The sequence below is a fragment of the Cellulomonas hominis genome, from assembly GCF_014201095.1.
Taxonomy (GTDB): Bacteria; Actinomycetota; Actinomycetes; order Actinomycetales; family Cellulomonadaceae; genus Cellulomonas; species Cellulomonas hominis.
In genome coordinates this window covers 1,995,343-2,011,691 of record NZ_JACHDN010000001.1, presented here as the reverse complement: position 1 = coordinate 2,011,691, position 16,349 = coordinate 1,995,343, and the positions used below count along the sequence as shown (strand labels likewise).

The following is a 16,349-nucleotide window of genomic DNA, read 5'->3' as shown; positions in this document are numbered from 1 at the left end:
CTGAGTAGTGATGAGGGGTACCCGACCGGCATAGCGTGGGTCCTGCACGATGGCACCGGGAGGCATCCCCCCTGGCCGGTCTGGTGGCGCCGTGCAGGCCGACCGCCGTCACCACCCCTTCGATGACGGGTGGCCACGCTTCCCCGGGCCGCCGCGCCCCCTGCAGCGGCCCGGGGAGGCACCCCGTGCGATCCGTGCCCCGCGCTCCTACGGTGGGGGCATGCGCATCGCCATCGCCGGGGGCCACGGGCAGATCGCCCGACGCCTGAGCCGGCTGCTCGCGGGGCGCGGCGACACCCCCGTCGCGATCGTGCGCAACGCCGCGCACGTCGCGGACGTCGAGGCCGACGGCGCCACCGCCGTGCTGCTCGACCTCGAGGACACCGACGCCGCCGCGCTCGCCACCCACCTGGCCGGCGCGGACGCCGTCGTGTTCGCCGCGGGCGCCGGACCCGGCAGCGGGGCCGGCCGCAAGGACACCGTGGACCGCGCGGCCGCCGCCCTGCTCGCCGACGCCGCCGCCACCGCCGGGGTCCGCCGGTACCTGCTCGTGTCGTCCGTGGGCGCGGGTGCGGAGCCGCCGCCCGGCACCGACGAGGTGTTCGCCGCCTACCTGCGCGCGAAGACCGCGGCCGAGGAGGACCTCCGGGGCCGCGACCTCGACTGGACGATCCTGCGCCCCGGCGCCCTGACCGACGACCCGGGCACCGGGCACGTGCGGCTCGGGCCGGAGATCCCGCGCGGGAAGGTCCCGCGGGACGACGTGGCGGCCGTCCTCGTGGGGCTGCTCGACGAGCCCCGCACCGCCGGGCTCACGCTGGAGCTGTCGGAGGGCGCGGTGCCCGTGGCGGCGGCGGTCGTGGCGGCGACGGAGCGCGAGGACTGACCCCGGGCAGGCCGCGGCCCCCGGGTCCGGCGAGGGACGCGGGGGCCGGTGTGCCGGCGTCAGGCCGGGACGGGCTGGAACGTCAGGCAGTCGGCCAGGTCGTGGCCGGCGCCGATGCGGACCGAGTCCGCCGCGCACTCGAGGTGCTCGTTGTGCGTGCAGTCGACCCGCTGGCACGCGCCCACGTGGGACACGACGCGGTCGAGCCCGCCCTTGACGCTGAGCGGGATGAACGTGAAGCACTGGGCGTCACCGGTGCCGCCGACCGTGATCGCGGCGGCGTTGCAGGCGTGGTCGTGGTTGTACGAGCAGCCGTCGACCGAGCACTCGGAGACGGGCGGCTGGTCCATGAGGGTGCTCATCGAAGACCTCCGGGGTGGGGGCGGCTGTGCCTACCCGGTCGACGGTAGGCCCGCCCCCGCAACCCGTCTAGAAAGGAAGGCCTGGCTCACTCGCCGCTCGCGGAGGCCCCGCCGGCCGCACGGAGCTGGTCCTCCAGGTGGAACACCTCCGGCAGGTACCGGAACCCCTCGTCCGGCGGGCCGTCCGCCTCGAACAGCGCGGCCATCTCGGCCTGCCACCGGGCGTTCACCTCGGTCGCCGCCATCCGCGCCTGGGCCAGGTCGTTGTCGTCGGCCTCGAAGTACCCGACCAGCAGGCCGTCGTCGCCGAGGAACAGCGAGTAGTCCCGCCAGCCGGCGTCCCGCAGGGCCTCGAGCATCTCCGGCCAGACGGCGGCGTGCCGCGCGCGGTAGGCGTCCAGGTGACGGGGGTCGACGCGGGAGGTGAAGCAGTAGCGCATGACGGGGCCTCCGGGCACGTCGTCGTGGGGGTGGGCGGCGCCGTCGAGGCTAGCCGGGGTGCCGCGCGCAGGGGAAGGTCCGACTCGGCGGGCGCTGCGGGATCGGGTCAGGCGACCGGGTGGGACGGGTCGGCCGGGGCCCGGGGTCCGGCCGGGGCCGGGGTGGGGTCGGACCGCCGGCGGCGGACCAGGACCACGCCGCCGGCCGCCAGCACCAGCAGGCCCGCCAGCACCGCCGCCGCGCGCGCCGGGGCCGAACCCAGCGTCGCCGACGCCCGCTCCGCGGCGGCCGCCGCGTCGTCGTACCGGCCCTCGTCCAGCGCGGCGGCCCCCGCGGCGAGGTCGCCGTCCACCCCGCCGACCAGCAGGCCGAGCCGGGTGAACGGGTCCGCGTCGTCCCGGCCGGCGTCGGCGGCCACCAGCGCGCTGGCCGCCCGGGCCGCGTCGTCGACCTGCTCGGCGGCCTCGGCGACCGAGCCCGCGTTCTCGACCTGGCCCTGCAGGGCCCCGGGGGCGTCCAGGCCCGCGCCGTCGAGCTCCGCGGTCAGGGCGTCCCGCTCCTCGAGCAGCGCGAGCACCGCCGGCACCGCGGCCGTCGCGGCGGCGAAGTCCCAGTCCGCCATGGCGTCGCGCACCGCAGCGGGCGGCGCCCAGCCGGCACCGGCGTCGAGCAGGCGCCGGTACTCGGCCCGGGCGGCGGCGCGCGCGTCGAGCAGCGGCAGGTCGCCCTGCGCGACGACGACGTCCCGGAACACCTGCTCCGCCCGCTGGGAGCCGCCGACCTGCTCGAGCAGGTCCAGCAGCCGCTGCCAGCCGGTCGGGCCGGACGGACCCGCGTCGTCGGTCGCGGCGGGGTACGCGTCCACGCCGTCCACCGCGGCGGCGACGACGGCGGACAGGCTCTCCGCGCCGATCTCCGCGGCCACCTCGTGCGCCACCCACCAGGACGCGGCGTACCCGTACTCGTCGTGCGTCCCCGCCTCGGGCCCGTCCGCGCGGGCGTCCTCCCAGTCGACCAGCCGCACGGCGTCCGGACGTGACGGGTCCAGCGGCGCGGGCACGGGCCGCTCCTGCCCGAGGCGCTCCATCGCCAGCGCGGCGTACTCGTCGGCGAGCGCCTCGCCGATCCACCGGCCCTCGAACGTCGTCCCGTTGAACCAGGCGTGCGCGAGCTCGTGCAGGGTGACGCGCGCGTCGAGGGTGTCGCCGATCTCGATGGTCCCGCTGGCGTGGTCGTACCAGCCGGCGTACCCGTAGGCGCTCGGGGTGGCCGCCTCGAGGATGCGCAGCTCGCCCGTCACCGTCCACGAGCGGCCGATCGCCTCCTCCAGGACCGGCAGCCCGCGCCTCGCCAGGTCGGTGGTGAACGCCAGCCACTCCGCGTCGTCCGGCCAGCCGAGCACCCGCACCCCGTCGCCGTACGCGACGTCGGCCGGCACGAGCGCGTCGTCGTCCCGGACGACCACCTGCGCCTGCCACGCGACGGGGTCGGCGACGGCGTCCGCGCTCCACGTGGTGCTGCCGCCGGCGGACGTCGGGGCCATCGCGTCACCGACCACCTCGACCTCGGGGCCGTCCGGCACGACGACGCGCGCGGACGCGAGCCCCGGGTCGCCGTCGAGGATCACCGGGAACGTCGCGAACGCCGGGTTCACCTGCGCGTACGTCGCGACGCGCGGCGGCTGCGCCGGCAGGTCGTACGTCACCCGCAGCGTCCGGGTGTCGCCGTACGTGAGCACCGGGCGCAGCGACACCACGACCGCGGGGACGTACTCGTCGGTGCCGGGCTGGAGCCGGAACCGCAGCGCCGTGCCGTCGTCCCACGTCGCGGCCACGCCCGTCGCTCCCGGCAGCGTGGGCACCGCGAACTCCTCGAACGTGTAGTACCAGGCGCCCGACGACGGGGTCTGGTGGGTCAGCGTCGCGAGGTGCTCGACGTGCACGACGCTCGCCGCCAGGTCCACCGTGTAGGTGGCCGACGTCTCGACGCGCAGGCCCTCGGTGCGGTCCTCGGCCGCCCGGAGCGGGCCGGCGGCCTGCAGGACGGCGGGCGCGGCGGGGACGGCGGGAACGGCGGCGACCACCGCTGCGGGCGGCGCCGGCTCCGCGCCCGCGGGTCCGGACGGCGCGGCCAGGAGCAGCAGCCCCGCGAAGGCGGCGCTCGCGAGCAGGCGGCGGGACGAGGGCATGCGCGCATCCTGACAGGGCCGCGCGCACTCAGGGTGCGGTTCGGCGCGACCCGCGGAGGGGCCGGACCGGGCGGACCGTCGCCGGGCGTCAGCGCAGGGGGCGCCCGTGGCCGTCGCGACCGCCGTTGGCGAGCAGCACGATCCCGTCGACGACCGACCAGATCCACACCGCCGGGACGATGACGAACCCGATCAGCACGAACATGAGCAGCCCGCCCAGGAAGAACCCGAGGAGCTGCGCCAGTCCGATGCCGGTCTGCCCGGCGTACAGCCGACCCACGCCGCACACGCCGACGAACGGGAGCAGCAGCGACAGCAGGCCGGCGGTGGCGCGGGTCTTCTCGGACCACGGCTGGCCGGAGACCGGGTCGTAGCCGTAGGGCGCGCCGGCGGCCGGGCCGCCGTAGGCGGGCGCCCCGTAGGCCGGCGCGGCGTACGCGGGGGCGCCGTAGGCGGGCGCACCGTAGCCCGCGCCGTACGCGCCCGGGTCGCCGTACGCGGCCGGGTCGGCGTACGGGTCCGCACCCGGGTACGGCTGCGGGGCGTAGGGCTGCACGCCGTACGGCTGCGGGTCTCCGGGCGCGGCAGGGGGCTGCTGGTCGGTCATGGTGCGGACAGTAGCGGTCCCGATCCGCCCGGTGCGCGGGTCCTCCGGCCCGGGTGGCCTGTTGGGACGGCCGTCAGGCGGACGCCACGACCGTCCATCCCGGCCCGGTGACGAGCAGCGCCTCGTCGTCGCACAGCGGCACCAGCTCGTGGTCCGACCCGTACCGGTCGAGGGTCCGCCCGATGAGCTCCAACGGGTACGGCGGCAGCTTGCCGTCGGCGTGCGGCACGACGACCGCGTCCGTCAGCCCGAGCCCGCGCCGGTCGGTGAGCCCGGGCGCCTCCGCGGGGTCGTCCATGAGCGTGGCGGGCTCGGCGCTCGGCCCGGCGACGATGGACCCCGCGCTGGAGCCGATGTAGGGCAGCCCGGCCCGGACCCTGTCGGCGACCAGGGCGTCCGCGCCGGACGACCGCAGGGCGTCCAGCAGGGCGAACGTGTTCCCGCCGGCGACGTACAGGGCGTCCACGCCGCCGAGCGCCGCGGCCACGTCCGCCGGGGTCGCGCCGGTGAGGCGGACGTCGACGACCGCGTGCCCGAGGGCGGCGACGCGGTCCCGCTCGGCGACGGCCCACGGGGCGGCGGGGTCCGCGCGGGCGGCGTCCGGGACGTAGCCGATCGTCAGCGGGCGGTCCGCGGGGGCGTGGGCGGCGAGGAACGCGGGCACGGCGCCGTGGCCGAGCGAGAGCAGGAGGAGGGCGGTCACCGACGTGACGGTACGCGTGAGCGTCGGGCGGCCATCGCCACCGTGGTGGAGATCACCCCGCCGCACAGCGCCACCGCGCGGCGGGCGATCGGTATCATGGACCTGTCTGCAGCGCGTAGAGGCGTCCACCCCACCGGGGACCGGGCGCCTTTGTCATGTCAGCCTCCGCTGGCCTGGCTCGGTCGTCGCACGCCGCGCGGACGAGGAGACCACGATGCACAACGAGCCCGTCGACTTCGACCCCGCCGTCAAGGAGATCGCGCACGAGCTCCGCCGGCTGTTCCGCCGGTACCGCGCCGCCCTGCGCCCCGGCAACGCCCCCTGGCCGGAGCCCGACTCCGCCCGCTGAGCAGGCACCCCCCGCGCACCACCTCGACGCTGTGCGGGGGACGACCTGTCGTCCCCCGCACGGCGTCGTGCATCACCGGGTCAGGAGCCGACCGCGGCCGCCGGCTCCGGGACCCGATCGTCTCCCGTGGGACCCGCTCCCCGCTCGGGGCGGACGAGCCACCACGCGACCGCCGCGGCGGTGAGGTAGATCCCCGCACCCACCGCGAACACCGTCGCGTTCCCGGTCACCATCGACCCCGTCCCCACCACCGCGGTGTAGACCGCGGTCAGCACCGCGAGCCCGATCGAGCCGCCGAGCTGGTTGGTCGCGGTGATCGTGGCCGACGCGACGCCCGCGTCGTGCGGGGCCACCCGGTGCAGTGCGAGGTTGTTGAGCGGCACGACCGTGAAGCCCATGCCCAGCCCCATGAGCACCACGCCCGGGAGCACCTCGGTCCAGTACGAGCCGCCGTCCGAGACCTGGGTCAAGAGGACCAGGCCGAGTGCGCTGATCAGAGGGCCGACGATCATCTGCCGCCGCGGGCCGACCCGGTCGATCATCCGGATCGCGGCCGGCACCGCGCCCATCAGGGCCGCGGTGAAGGGCAGCGTGCCGAGACCCGCCTGCAGGGGCGGCAGATGCAGCACGAGCTGGAGGTGCAGGGCCAGGTAGACCATCGCGCCGACGCCGACCATGCCGATCAGGCCCTGGATCGCGAACGCCGCGGCGCGGGTCCGGTCGGCGAGCACCCGCAGCGGCAGCAGCGGCCGCGAGGACCGGTGCTCCACCAGGACGAACAGACCGACCAGCAGCAGACCGCTGGTCACCGTGCCGAGGGTCGCGGCCGAGGTCCAGGAGTGCTCCGCGAGCGTGAGCCCGTAGACCAGCAGCCCGAAGCCGAGGGTCGCGGTGACCGCACCTGCCACGTCGTAGCGCCGGTCGCCGGCCGCGCGGTTCTCCTGCAGCAGCACCGCTCCCGCGACGACGCCGACGACGACCAGGGGCACGTTGATGAGCAGGCACCACCGCCAGGAGAGGAACTCGGTGAGCACGCCGCCGAGCAGCATGCCGATGGCGGAGCCCGCCCCGCCGAGGGAACCGAAGATCGCGAAGGCGCGGTTGCGTTCGGCGCCGTCCGGGAAGCTGAGCGTGACGAAGGCCAGCGCCGCAGGCGCCATCAGCGCGGCCGCGACGCCCTGCACGCCACGGGCGACGAGGAGCTCGCCACCGCTGTGCGTGAGACCGCCCCATGCCGAGCCCGCGCCGAACAGGGCCAGCCCGAGCAGGTAGGCCCGCTTGCGACCCCAGTAGTCGGCGACGCGTCCGCCGAGCAGCAGGAACGCGCCGAAGGTGAGCGCGTAGGCGGTCACCACCCACTGGCGGCTCCCGTCGCTCAGGCCGAGCTCGGTCTGGGCGCTGGGCAGGGCGATGTTGACGATGGTCCCGTCGAGGATGATGAGCAGCTGCGTCAGCGAGACGGCTGCGAGGGTCCACCACCGGTGGGTGGTGGGGTCGGTCGGGCGTGCCACGGGGGCCCTCCGTTCGGTTCGGTGTCACGGGGGTTTCCAGCCCTCGATCGGCCCGGGGGCAGACCAGCGCCGGCGCGTCCGGCCACGACGTGGGGTGAGACAGGGGTCGCCCCCGGACGCCGCCGCGACGGTCGTCGCGGCAGCACCCGGGGGGACGGGGGCGGGGCGGGCGTCAGCCCTGGAGCCCCGTGAGGATCTTCTGCTCGAGCCGCAGGTGCCGCTCGAGCTGCTCGTGGGCGTCGTCGAGGTGGAACGCGTGGCCCTCGTACTCGGACAGGAGGATGCCCTCGAAGCCGGACTTCACGATCGCCTCGAGCAGCCGCTCGACGGGGATCTGCGGGTCCTGCAGGTCCTCGGTCACGTGGTAGAACTTCGAGTGGAAGTACTGCGTGCGGTGCAGCAGCGTCGTGAACCCCTCGACGTCGGCGGGCCCGAACGAGAGGAACCCGAAGAACTCGCTCACCGCCGCCTTCTCGGCCACGCCGCCGCCCATCGAGGCGATCTGCGCCTGCATGCCCGGCTCGTCCAGGCCGTCGTGCCGGTGCTCGATGACGTAGTCGATGAGCTCCTGCCGGGCGCCGTTCGCCAGGTGCCGGTCGATCGCCGGCTGGGCGGGGCGCTCGATGAAGCACCCGAAGTCCGGCACCAGGCCGAGGTAGGGGCTGTCGATCTCGTCCATCCTCGCCAGCAGCGCCTGGATGTTCGCGTCGCTCGGCCGCGACGGCGCGTGCACCTCGATGCCGATGCGGACGCGGTGCCGCTCGGCCATCGCCGCCGACTGCTCGAGCAGCCGCACCGGGATGGCGCCGGCCCGCAGGAACGTCGCGCCGAGGTCGCGGGCGGTCAGCAGGTCCGAGGTGACGTCGAGCATGATCTCGTCGTCGGTCGCGTCGTGGCCGGTGATCCGGCCCACGTCGGTGTACCCGCCATAGCTGAAGGGGGTCACGCCGTGCCGCGCGGCGGAGTCGAGGACGGCGGAGATCTCGGCCGCCTTCGGGCGCGGGTACTGGTCGAAGACCTGGGACCCGATCAGCTCGAACTTCTGGATGCCCAGGGAGGCCAGCTCGGCGAACATGTCGTCGACGCCGTAGTCGCGCCGGTCGACCAGCCGCTCGGAGAACCCGTAGAGCGAGATGGCCTGCTCGATGGTCCCGATCTTCACTTGGACTCCTCCTTCTGCAGCACCAGCGTGCGGACGGCGGAGCCGTCGATCATCCCGTAGGTGCCCGGGCCGAACTGCATGGACACGTTGCGCAGCTCCAGGTGCAGCGCGACCTCGTGCGCCCCCTCCGCGAGGCCGCCGTTGAACACCCGGACCCGCAGGTCGCGCTTGATCCCCCAGAACTCGGTCCAGGCCAGCGCGAGGTGCTCGGGCTGGAACAGCTTCTCGTTGAACTCGAACAGCATCAGGTGCGCCGGGACGGCCTCGCCGTCGACGGTGAGCTCCAGCCGCTCGACGGCCGACAGCGGCAGTCCGCGGTAGTAGTTGAGACCGATGTCGAGCGTGAAGCCGACGGTCTCGCCGGCCAGCGTCAGCTCCCGGAGGGCGTCGGGCCGCAGCACCTTGTCCTCGTGCGGGAGCTTCATGAACAGCGTGGGCACTGTCATCTCCTTCTTGTGGTGGTGCGTGCGCCGCCCGGGAGGGCGCCGCGGTCGTGACCGGCCCGCGGGGCGGACCACGCGTCTGTGGGGTGGTGTCAGCCGGCGGCGCGGCCCTCGTCGCCGGCCGGGATCTCGAGAGCCGCCAGCGCGGCCGGCGCCAGGGCGCCCTCGATGGCCAGGTGCGCGGCGCCGCGCACGCCGCCGAGCGCGCCCGAGCGGGCGACGGCGACCCGCAGGTCTCGTCCCGCCAGCGGCAGCGCACGGGAGAACACCGACTCGCGGACGCCGGCGAGCAGCGGTTCGCCGATCGCCACCATCTCGCCGCCGAGCACGAGCACCCGGGGGTTGAGCAGGGCGATGCAGGTGCTGAGGACGTCGCCCAGGGCGCGGCCGGCCGCACGCAACGCCTGGATCGTCGGGAGGCTGCCCTCCTGGACGAGGCGCGTGAGGTCCGCGGACGACCGGGCGGGGACGCCCTGGGCCGTGAGGGCCGCGGCGACGGCCTGCCCGCCCGCGAGCGCCTCGAGGCACCCGCGGTTCCCGCAGCGGCACATCCTGTCGCCGGCGGCGGGGCTGTGCACGTGGCCGAGGTCGCCTGCCGCGCCGGCCGCGCCGTGCAGCAGCCGGCCGCCGCTGATGATGCCCGCGCCGATGCCGGTCGCCACCTTCACGTAGACCAGGTCGTCGACGTCCGGGTACGCGAGCGCCCGTTCGCCGAGGGCGAGCAGGTTCGCGTCGTTGTCGGCGAAGACCGGGCAGCCGAACCGTTCGCCCAGCACCCGGCGCACGTCGCAGCCGTCCCAGCCCGGCATGATCGGCGGGCTGGTCGGCCGGCCGCTCGTGTGGTCGACCGGTCCGGGCAGCCCGATGCCGAGCGCCCGCGGCGCGCGGCCGCTCAGACCGAGTCCCGCGCGCAGCTCCTCGAGGCGCCGACCCACCAGCTCGATGACGACCTGGGGCCCGTCCGCCACGCGGACCGGGTCGGTGGTGGTGGCGAGGACGGTCCCGTCGAGGTCGGCGACGGCGTAGGTGGCGTGCCGGGCACCGAGGTCGACCGCGAGCACGTGGTGCGCGGCGCCGTCGAACGCGAACGCTGCCGACGGCCGGCCGCCCGTCGACGCCGCCCTGTCGGCCTCGCGCACGAGGCCGGCGCCCACCAGCACAGCGAGGCGCTGCGAGATCGTCGTGCGCGACTGCTTGGTGAGCTCCGCGAGCTCGGTGCGGGTGCGCACCCGCCCGTGCCGGAGGAGGCCGAGCACCTCCCCCGCGCTGCCCGGCTGGTGCGCCGGACCGCCCTCGTCATGCATCAGGATCCCTGCTTCCTCGTCGTGGCGTGCGCGCGCGGGCCTGTGCGGCCGGCGCGCGTCGGGTCGGCACCGGGGGGCGCCGTGCGACGGCGCTCCCCGGTCCGCCCGGTCAGGCCGCGCTCTCGCGCGCCTCCTCCTTCGCCCGGAGGCTGGCCCGGATCTCCTCGTACTTCGTCTCGGTGATCGGGTAGAGCAGCACCGGGATGATCGCGAGCAGCGACACGAGGCCGGGCACGACGTTCACCGTGAAGTTGATGCCCATGGCGGCGGTGTCGGTCTGCGGCTGGTTGGCGATGTAGCCGAACACGCCCAGCAGTCCGGCCCCGAGGGCGGCGCCGACGGCGGACGCGATCTTGGTGGCCATGCTGACCGCGGCGTAGGCGGTGCCGTCGGAGCGGACGCCGGTCCTGTCCTCGGCGTAGTCGATGGCGTCGGGCACCATCGACATGATCACCGGGGTGGCGAAGTTGCCCAGGCCGTACAGGCCGGTGAGGACGAAGACCAGCGGCACGTTGGTCGGGTCGGTGAAGTACAGCGCGAACAGCGGCAGCGCGGTGATGACCAGCGACGCGATGACCGTCCGGCGCTTGCCGAACCGCTTGGCGAGCCGGGCGAACAGCGCGATCCCGATGGCGCCGGTCAGGGAGGGCAGCATCATCAGCCAGGCGATGAGGTCGAACCGCTCCATGATGTAGATGTAGTAGTAGATCGCCACGGCGAGCCGGCCGAACAGGTTCGTCAGGCTGAGGAACAGCGAGGCGGCCACCAGCATCAGCGGCTTGTTGCCCAGCACGACCTTGAGCGTGGTGCTCAGCGGCACCCGCGTCGCCACGACGTCCGGGCGGATGACCTCCTTGCACTTCGCGTAGACCAGCCAGAACATCGGCATCGCGATGAGCGCCATGATCGTCGCGGTGATCGTGTAGCCGCGGACCGTGGTGGTCTGGCCGTCGCCCACGCCGCTGAACCGGAGCACCAGGGGCATCGTGATCGCGCTGAGCAGCACGGAGCCGAGGTTGGTGCCGATCATCCGGAACGAGTTGAGCGCGACGCGCTCGCCGGGGTCGCGGGTCATGACGGTGCCGAGGGCGCCGTAGGGCAGGTTGACCGCCGAGTACATGAAGCCCATCACCAGGTAGGTCACGCCGGCCCAGACCATCTTGGCGGTGTTGCCGCCGGGCACCGTGAGGAACGTCAGCACGACGCTCACGGCGAGGATCGGGGACCCGTACAGCAGCCAGGGGCGGAACCGCCCGTGCCGGGTCGGGTGCCGCTCGGCGAACGCGCCGAGCATGGGGTCGAACAGCGCGTCGGCGACGCGCGCGACGAGCATGAGCACGCCGACCCCGCCGACAGCGAGGCCGACGTTGTCGGTGTAGAACACCACGAGGTAGCTGGACGCGAGCGACCACATGAGCTGGCTCGCGAAGTCGCCCATGCCGTAGGCGAGCTTGGTGCCGAAGGAGAGCTTGCCCTCGGCCCGGGTACTGCGGGCAGGCGGGGGTGCCTGCACGGTCTGTTCGGCCATGTCGAGTTTTCCCTGATCTGTGCACACGACGTTGTGTTGCCGGCCGGTGCCGGCGCGGACCCGGGCGGGTACCCGGGCCCGAGAAGGGCACCGGCGGGACACCGTAGCGGTGCCCGCCGGGCCCCCCGCACGGGCGGTCCGACCGGGGCCGGACCGCCCGTCAGGGCCTGCGCCAGGCCGACCGCTACGCGGCGGGCCGGTTGAAGTAGACGGGCTCGCCCGTCTTCGCCGACGTGTAGATCGCGTCGAGGATCTCGGACACGACGCACGCCTGCTCCGCGGTCACCAGCGGCTCGGTGCCGTGGGTCAGCGCGTCGAGCCACTGGCCGGCCTCGAGGCCGCCCATGTACGAGAAGCCCGACTGGGCCTCTCCGCCGAGGCCGAAGTACGCGGCCCCCTGCTCGGGCTGGGTGTTGACGAGCATGCCGCCCTGCACCGAGTTCAGCGTCACGAGCTGGTCGGAGCCGCGCTGCACCACGTCGATGCCGCCCTCGGTGCCGAACAGCTCGACGCAGGACTCGCGCGACTCCGGGACGTTGAGCGCCCACGAGGCGCGCACCTGCAGCGAGGCGCCGTTGGTGAACCGGACGAAGCCGAACGCGGAGTCCTCGACGGTGAACGTCTCGGGGTCCCACGGCCCGGCCGCGTTGCCCTCGGGCTTGTCGCCGAGCTTGTAGTTGACGACGCCGGTGACCGACTCGAGCTCGTAGTTGCCCATGTACCAGAGCGCGAGGTCGATCGCGTGGCCGCCGAGGTCGATCAGCGGGCCGCCGCCCTGCTTCTCGACGTCGGTGAACACGCCCCAGATCGGGACGCCGCGCCGGCGGACGGCGTGCGCCGCGCCCGCGTAGACCTCGCCGAGCCGGCCCTCGTCGACCAGCTTGCGGATGTACTGCGACTCCGTGCGGAACCGGTACTGGTAGCCGACCGACAGGGTCTTGCCGGACTTCTTCGCGGCCTCGACCATCTGGCGGGCCTCGGCGCCGGTCACGGCCATCGGCTTCTCGACCAGCACGTGCTTGCCGGCCTCGAGGGCGGCCACGGTGATCTCGCAGTGGCTGGTGTTCCAGGTGCAGACGTGCACGACGTCGATGGACTCGTCGGCCAGCAGCTCGCGGTAGTCCGTCGTCACGTACGAGTCGGGCGACCCGTACTGCGTCTGCGCGGACTTGGCGCGCTCGGCGTCGATGTCGCAGAAGCCCACGACCTCGGCCTTGTCCGGGTGCTGGGCGAGGCCGACCAGGTGCTTCTGCGTACCGATGAAGCCCAACCCGACGATGCCGATCCGATGTTTCGTCATTGAAATCCCTTCAGAGCCCATGGTTATGAACCTCCCGGTCACAACACGGGAACCATAAGCACGGTTCGTGCGTAAGTCAACATCCGACCCCATGGCCTGCGCCCGCGACCTACGATGTGTGCAGGTCAGGACCCGATCAGCAGGAGGCAGTCGCCGGTGTCACCCGTCTCCCCGCAGGACCCGTGGGTGCAGGTCGCCGAGGTGGTGCGGCTGATCCGCAGGGGCGAGGCCCAGACCCGGCCCGAGCTCGCCGATGCCACGCGCCTGGGTCGCAACGTCATCACCCAGCGCATCCAGGCCGCCCAGGACCTCGGCCTCGTGCAGCCGTCCGGCGAGCAGCGCTCGCGCGGCGGCCGCGCCGCGGAGGTGTGGGAGTTCGTCGGCGACAAGGGCAGGATCCTCACCGCCATGGTCGGCACCGCCGGGTTCCGGGTCGCCCTGACCGACCTCGACCACCGGGTGCTCGAGGACCGGCACGTCGCCTGGGAGCTCACCGGCGACCCGCTGGAGACCTGCGAGCGGATCGCGGCCGAGATGGACGCGGTGCTGGCGCTGCACCACCTGGGCTCGCCGGCCTGGGGCATCGGGATCGGCCTGTCCACGCCGGTGAACTACGTGACCGGCCGCTCCGTGCGCCCGGTCACCGCCGGACCCCCGGGACTGGACTGGTCGGCGGGCATGGACGTGCGCGGCTGGTTCACCCGGCGCATGCAGGCGCCGGTCTGGGTCGAGGCGCTGCCCAACATCGCCGCCCTGGGGGCCGCCGCGGCGCCTGACGCGCCCGCCGACCTGGTGTTCGTCCGGATGGACCGGGGCGTCGGCAGCGGGATCGTCTCCGACGGACGGCTGCACCGCGGGGCGGACTGGATCGCCGGCGAGATCACGCACATCCTCGTGCACCCCGACTCCGACCGGATCTGCCTGTGCGGGCGGGTCGGCTGCCTGGACGCGTTCGCGTCCCGCTGGGCGCTGGAGGCGGAGGCGCACCGCGCGCTCGACCAGGGCCGCAGCCCGTTCCTGGCCCGCCGCCCGGCGCCGGTCGCGCTCGAGGACGTCGTCGCCGGCGCGGAGGCCGGGGACCCGACCTGCGCCGAGCTCGTGCTCCGGGCCGCGGAGGCGATGGGGCGGGCCCTCGCCGGGATCGTCACGTGGTTCAACCCGCGCCGCGTGGTGATCGGCGGCAACACCCTCGCTGACAGCGCGCTCTTCCAGGGCACGGTGAGCCGCACGCTGAACGCCCAGACCCTCGCCGCGTCGGTCGACCGCCTGCAGCTGGAGCACGGCACGCCGGACCGCGCGGAGGACGTGATCGGCGCCTCGGCGATGGTGACGGAGATGCTGCTCTCCCCCGAGTACCTGGCGGAGTGGGCCCCGGGCGGCTTCCCGATCGACGTCGAGGTCCTGATGGCGCAGAAGCACGACTTCCTTGCCTGACTCGCGCCCTTAGGCATATCGTGTGCCTAAGTGCGCAGGGGTTGGACCCTCTTGCGCGCGCAGCGCAGCCAACACGTCGCCGTGTCACAGGCTGTTGCTTGCTCAGCGACGAGTCTGGAGTCCCCGCATGTCCCGTCCGGTCACCCTGTTCACCGGCCAGTGGGCCGACCTGCCGTTCGAGGAGGTCTGCCGCCTCGCGTTCGGGTGGGGCTTCGACGGCCTCGAGATCGCCTGCTCGGGCGACCACCTCGACGTGGTGGCCGCCGCCGAGGACGACGCCTACCTCGCGGCCAAGCAGGCGACGCTCGAGAAGTACGGCCTGTCCGTCTACGCGATCAGCAACCACCTCACCGGCCAGGCCGTGTGCGACGACCCGATCGACGAGCGGCACCGCGGCATCCTCTCGGCGCGGACCTGGGGCGACGGTGACCCCGAGGGCGTGCGGCAGCGCGCCGCCGAGGAGCTGAAGGTCACCGCCGTCGCCGCCCGCCGGCTCGGCGCGAAGGTGGTCACCGGGTTCACCGGGTCCAAGATCTGGAAGTACGTGGCGATGTTCCCGCCGGCCACCGAGGCGATGGTCGCGGACGGCTACCGCGACTTCGTCGAGCGGTTCACCCCGGTCCTGGACGCCTTCGAGGAGAACGGCGTGAAGTTCGCCCTCGAGGTCCACCCCTCCGAGATCGCCTACGACTACTGGACCACCCGGCTCACTCTCGACGCGATCGGACGGCCCGAGGTGTTCGGGATCAACTTCGACCCCAGCCACATGAACTGGCAGCAGATCGACGCGGCGGGGTTCCTGGTCGACTTCGCGCCGCACATCCTCCACGTGCACTGCAAGGACTCCAAGCGCCGGTTCGACGGCCGCAACGCCCCGCTCGGCTCGCACCTGCCCTGGGGCGACCCCCGTCGCGGCTGGGACTTCGTGTCCGCCGGCCGCGGGGACGTGGACTGGGAGGCGATCTTCCGCACCATCAACGCCATCGGCTACGACGGCCCGATCTCGGTGGAGTGGGAGGACGCCGGGATGGACCGCCTGGTCGGCGCCCCACAGGCGCTCGCCTTCGTCCGCGACAACCTGTTCACCCCGCCGGCGGCCGCGTTCGACGCCGCCTTCTCGAACCGCTGAGGGGGCGACGATGAGCGAGCACGCCCTGACCGTCGGCGTCGACATCGGCGGCACCAAGATCGCCGCCGGGGTCGTCGACGCCTCGGGCCAGATCCTGGTGCGCGCCTTCCGCAGCACCGACCCCCGCGACCCGGAGCAGATCGAGGCCGCCGTGGCCGACGCCGTCGCCGAGCTGCGGGCGCAGTACCCGCAGGTCGACGCCGTCGGCGCTGCCGCCGCCGGGTTCGTCGGGCCCGATCGCACCACGATGCTGTTCGCCCCGAACATCGCGTGGCGCCACCACCCGCTCGGCACCCGGCTCGCCGACCGGATCGGCCTGCCCGTCGTGATCGAGAACGACGCCAACGCCGCTGCCTGGGCCGAGTACCGGTTCGGCAACGGCCGGGGCACCCGCGACATGGTGATGCTGACCCTCGGCACCGGCCTCGGCGGCGCTGTCGTCGCCGACGGCCGGCTGCTGCGCGGGGCGTTCGGCGCCGCGGCCGAGCTCGGCCACGTCACGGTCGTGCCCGACGGGCACTTCTGCGGCTGCGGCCAGGAGGGCTGCTGGGAGGCCTACGCCTCGGGCACCGCCCTCGCCCGCCTGGCCCGGAACGTCGCGACCAGCGACCCCGAGGGCGCGCGCGCCATGCTCGCGGTCGCTGACGGCGAGCCGCTGTCCGGCGCGCACGTCACGGCCGCCGCCCGCCAGGGAGACCCGGTAGCGACGGGCCTGATGCACCGGTTCGGCCGCTACCTCGGCCTCGGCATCGCGACGCTCACCGCGGTCGTGGATCCCGAGGTCGTCGTGGTCGGAGGCGGCATCGCCGGCGCCGCGGGCGACCTGATCCTGCCTGCCGCGCGGGAGGGCTTCCTGGCGAAGCTGTCCGGCCGCGGGTTCCGCGGCGAGCCGCGGATCGTGACCGCCGCGCTGGCGAACGACGCGGGGATCATCGGCGCCGCCGACTCCGCCCGCACGCCCTCCTCCGCCCCGGCCGCCGCCGCGGTCCCGGCCTGAGGGGG

Annotated in this window: 16 protein-coding genes; 5 read left to right on the top strand and 11 right to left on the bottom strand. The window is 74.3% G+C overall.

Going from position 1 to position 16,349, the window contains the following annotated elements; translation table 11 throughout:
* The first annotated feature begins 220 nt into the window (after positions 1–220).
* Positions 221–886 (top strand): SDR family oxidoreductase, encoded by a 666-nt coding sequence (locus tag HNR08_RS09450; protein ID WP_146833184.1) that lies wholly within the window; start codon positions 221–223, stop codon positions 884–886.
* Positions 887–945: 59 nt separating this feature from the next.
* Here the strand turns inward: HNR08_RS09450 and HNR08_RS09445 are convergent, their stop codons facing one another.
* The 5 genes from HNR08_RS09445 to HNR08_RS09425 form a co-directional block, all read right to left on the bottom strand.
* Entirely contained in the window at positions 946–1,248 is a 303-nt protein-coding gene (locus HNR08_RS09445; RefSeq protein WP_146833187.1) for a DUF1540 domain-containing protein, read from the bottom strand.
* Between the two features lie 86 nt (positions 1,249–1,334).
* Positions 1,335–1,688 (bottom strand): L-rhamnose mutarotase, encoded by a 354-nt coding sequence (locus HNR08_RS09440; RefSeq protein ID WP_146833363.1) that lies wholly within the window; start codon positions 1,686–1,688, stop codon positions 1,335–1,337.
* Positions 1,689–1,795: 107 nt separating this feature from the next.
* Positions 1,796–3,877 (bottom strand): gluzincin family metallopeptidase, encoded by a 2,082-nt coding sequence (locus HNR08_RS09435; protein ID WP_146833190.1) that lies wholly within the window; start codon positions 3,875–3,877, stop codon positions 1,796–1,798.
* An 88-nt stretch (positions 3,878–3,965) separates the two neighbouring features.
* Complete coding sequence (locus tag HNR08_RS09430) at positions 3,966–4,484, bottom strand: NINE protein (protein ID WP_146833193.1); 519 nt, start codon at positions 4,482–4,484, stop codon at positions 3,966–3,968.
* A 73-nt stretch (positions 4,485–4,557) separates the two neighbouring features.
* On the bottom strand, positions 4,558–5,187 hold the full coding sequence (locus tag HNR08_RS09425; RefSeq protein WP_183834972.1) for a Type 1 glutamine amidotransferase-like domain-containing protein: 630 nt from the start codon (positions 5,185–5,187) through the stop codon (positions 4,558–4,560).
* 214 nt (positions 5,188–5,401) lie between these two features.
* Between HNR08_RS09425 and HNR08_RS22335 the strand changes: the two genes are divergently transcribed.
* Positions 5,402–5,536: a hypothetical protein gene (locus HNR08_RS22335; RefSeq protein ID WP_276509337.1), complete on the top strand. Its 135-nt coding sequence runs from the start codon at positions 5,402–5,404 to the stop codon at positions 5,534–5,536.
* An 80-nt stretch (positions 5,537–5,616) separates the two neighbouring features.
* On the opposite strand, the gene HNR08_RS09420 is transcribed toward HNR08_RS22335, so the two are convergent.
* The 6 genes from HNR08_RS09420 to HNR08_RS09395 form a co-directional block, all read right to left on the bottom strand.
* A complete protein-coding gene (locus HNR08_RS09420; RefSeq protein ID WP_146833198.1) occupies positions 5,617–7,047 on the bottom strand; it encodes an MFS transporter in 1,431 nt (476 codons plus the stop codon).
* 172 nt (positions 7,048–7,219) lie between these two features.
* Entirely contained in the window at positions 7,220–8,209 is a 990-nt protein-coding gene (locus tag HNR08_RS09415) for a sugar phosphate isomerase/epimerase family protein (RefSeq protein ID WP_146833201.1), read from the bottom strand.
* Entirely contained in the window at positions 8,206–8,649 is a 444-nt protein-coding gene (locus HNR08_RS09410; RefSeq protein ID WP_146833204.1) for a C-glycoside deglycosidase beta subunit domain-containing protein, read from the bottom strand. Before HNR08_RS09410 ends, HNR08_RS09415 begins: the two co-directional genes overlap by 4 nt.
* Before the next feature lie 95 nt (positions 8,650–8,744).
* Positions 8,745–9,956, bottom strand: a complete 1,212-nt coding sequence (locus HNR08_RS09405) for an ROK family transcriptional regulator (protein WP_146833207.1) — start codon at positions 9,954–9,956, stop codon at positions 8,745–8,747.
* Positions 9,957–10,065: 109 nt separating this feature from the next.
* Entirely contained in the window at positions 10,066–11,484 is a 1,419-nt protein-coding gene (locus tag HNR08_RS09400; RefSeq protein ID WP_146833210.1) for an MFS transporter, read from the bottom strand.
* Between the two features lie 184 nt (positions 11,485–11,668).
* Positions 11,669–12,784 carry a Gfo/Idh/MocA family protein gene (locus tag HNR08_RS09395; RefSeq protein ID WP_221286337.1) on the bottom strand — a complete coding sequence of 372 codons (1,116 nt, stop codon included), beginning with the start codon at positions 12,782–12,784 and terminating at the stop codon, positions 11,669–11,671.
* Positions 12,785–12,940: 156 nt separating this feature from the next.
* On the opposite strand from HNR08_RS09395, the gene HNR08_RS09390 reads away from it, so the two are divergent.
* The 3 genes from HNR08_RS09390 to HNR08_RS09380 all read left to right on the top strand — a co-directional run bounded on the left by HNR08_RS09390 (position 12,941) and on the right by HNR08_RS09380 (position 16,344).
* Positions 12,941–14,218: an ROK family protein gene (locus tag HNR08_RS09390; protein WP_183834970.1), complete on the top strand. Its 1,278-nt coding sequence runs from the start codon at positions 12,941–12,943 to the stop codon at positions 14,216–14,218.
* Positions 14,219–14,345: 127 nt separating this feature from the next.
* Positions 14,346–15,347 carry a sugar phosphate isomerase/epimerase family protein gene (locus HNR08_RS09385; protein WP_146833216.1) on the top strand — a complete coding sequence of 334 codons (1,002 nt, stop codon included), beginning with the start codon at positions 14,346–14,348 and terminating at the stop codon, positions 15,345–15,347.
* A 10-nt stretch (positions 15,348–15,357) separates the two neighbouring features.
* Complete coding sequence (locus tag HNR08_RS09380; protein WP_146833219.1) at positions 15,358–16,344, top strand: ROK family glucokinase; 987 nt, start codon at positions 15,358–15,360, stop codon at positions 16,342–16,344.
* Positions 16,345–16,349: the final 5 nt, after the last annotated feature.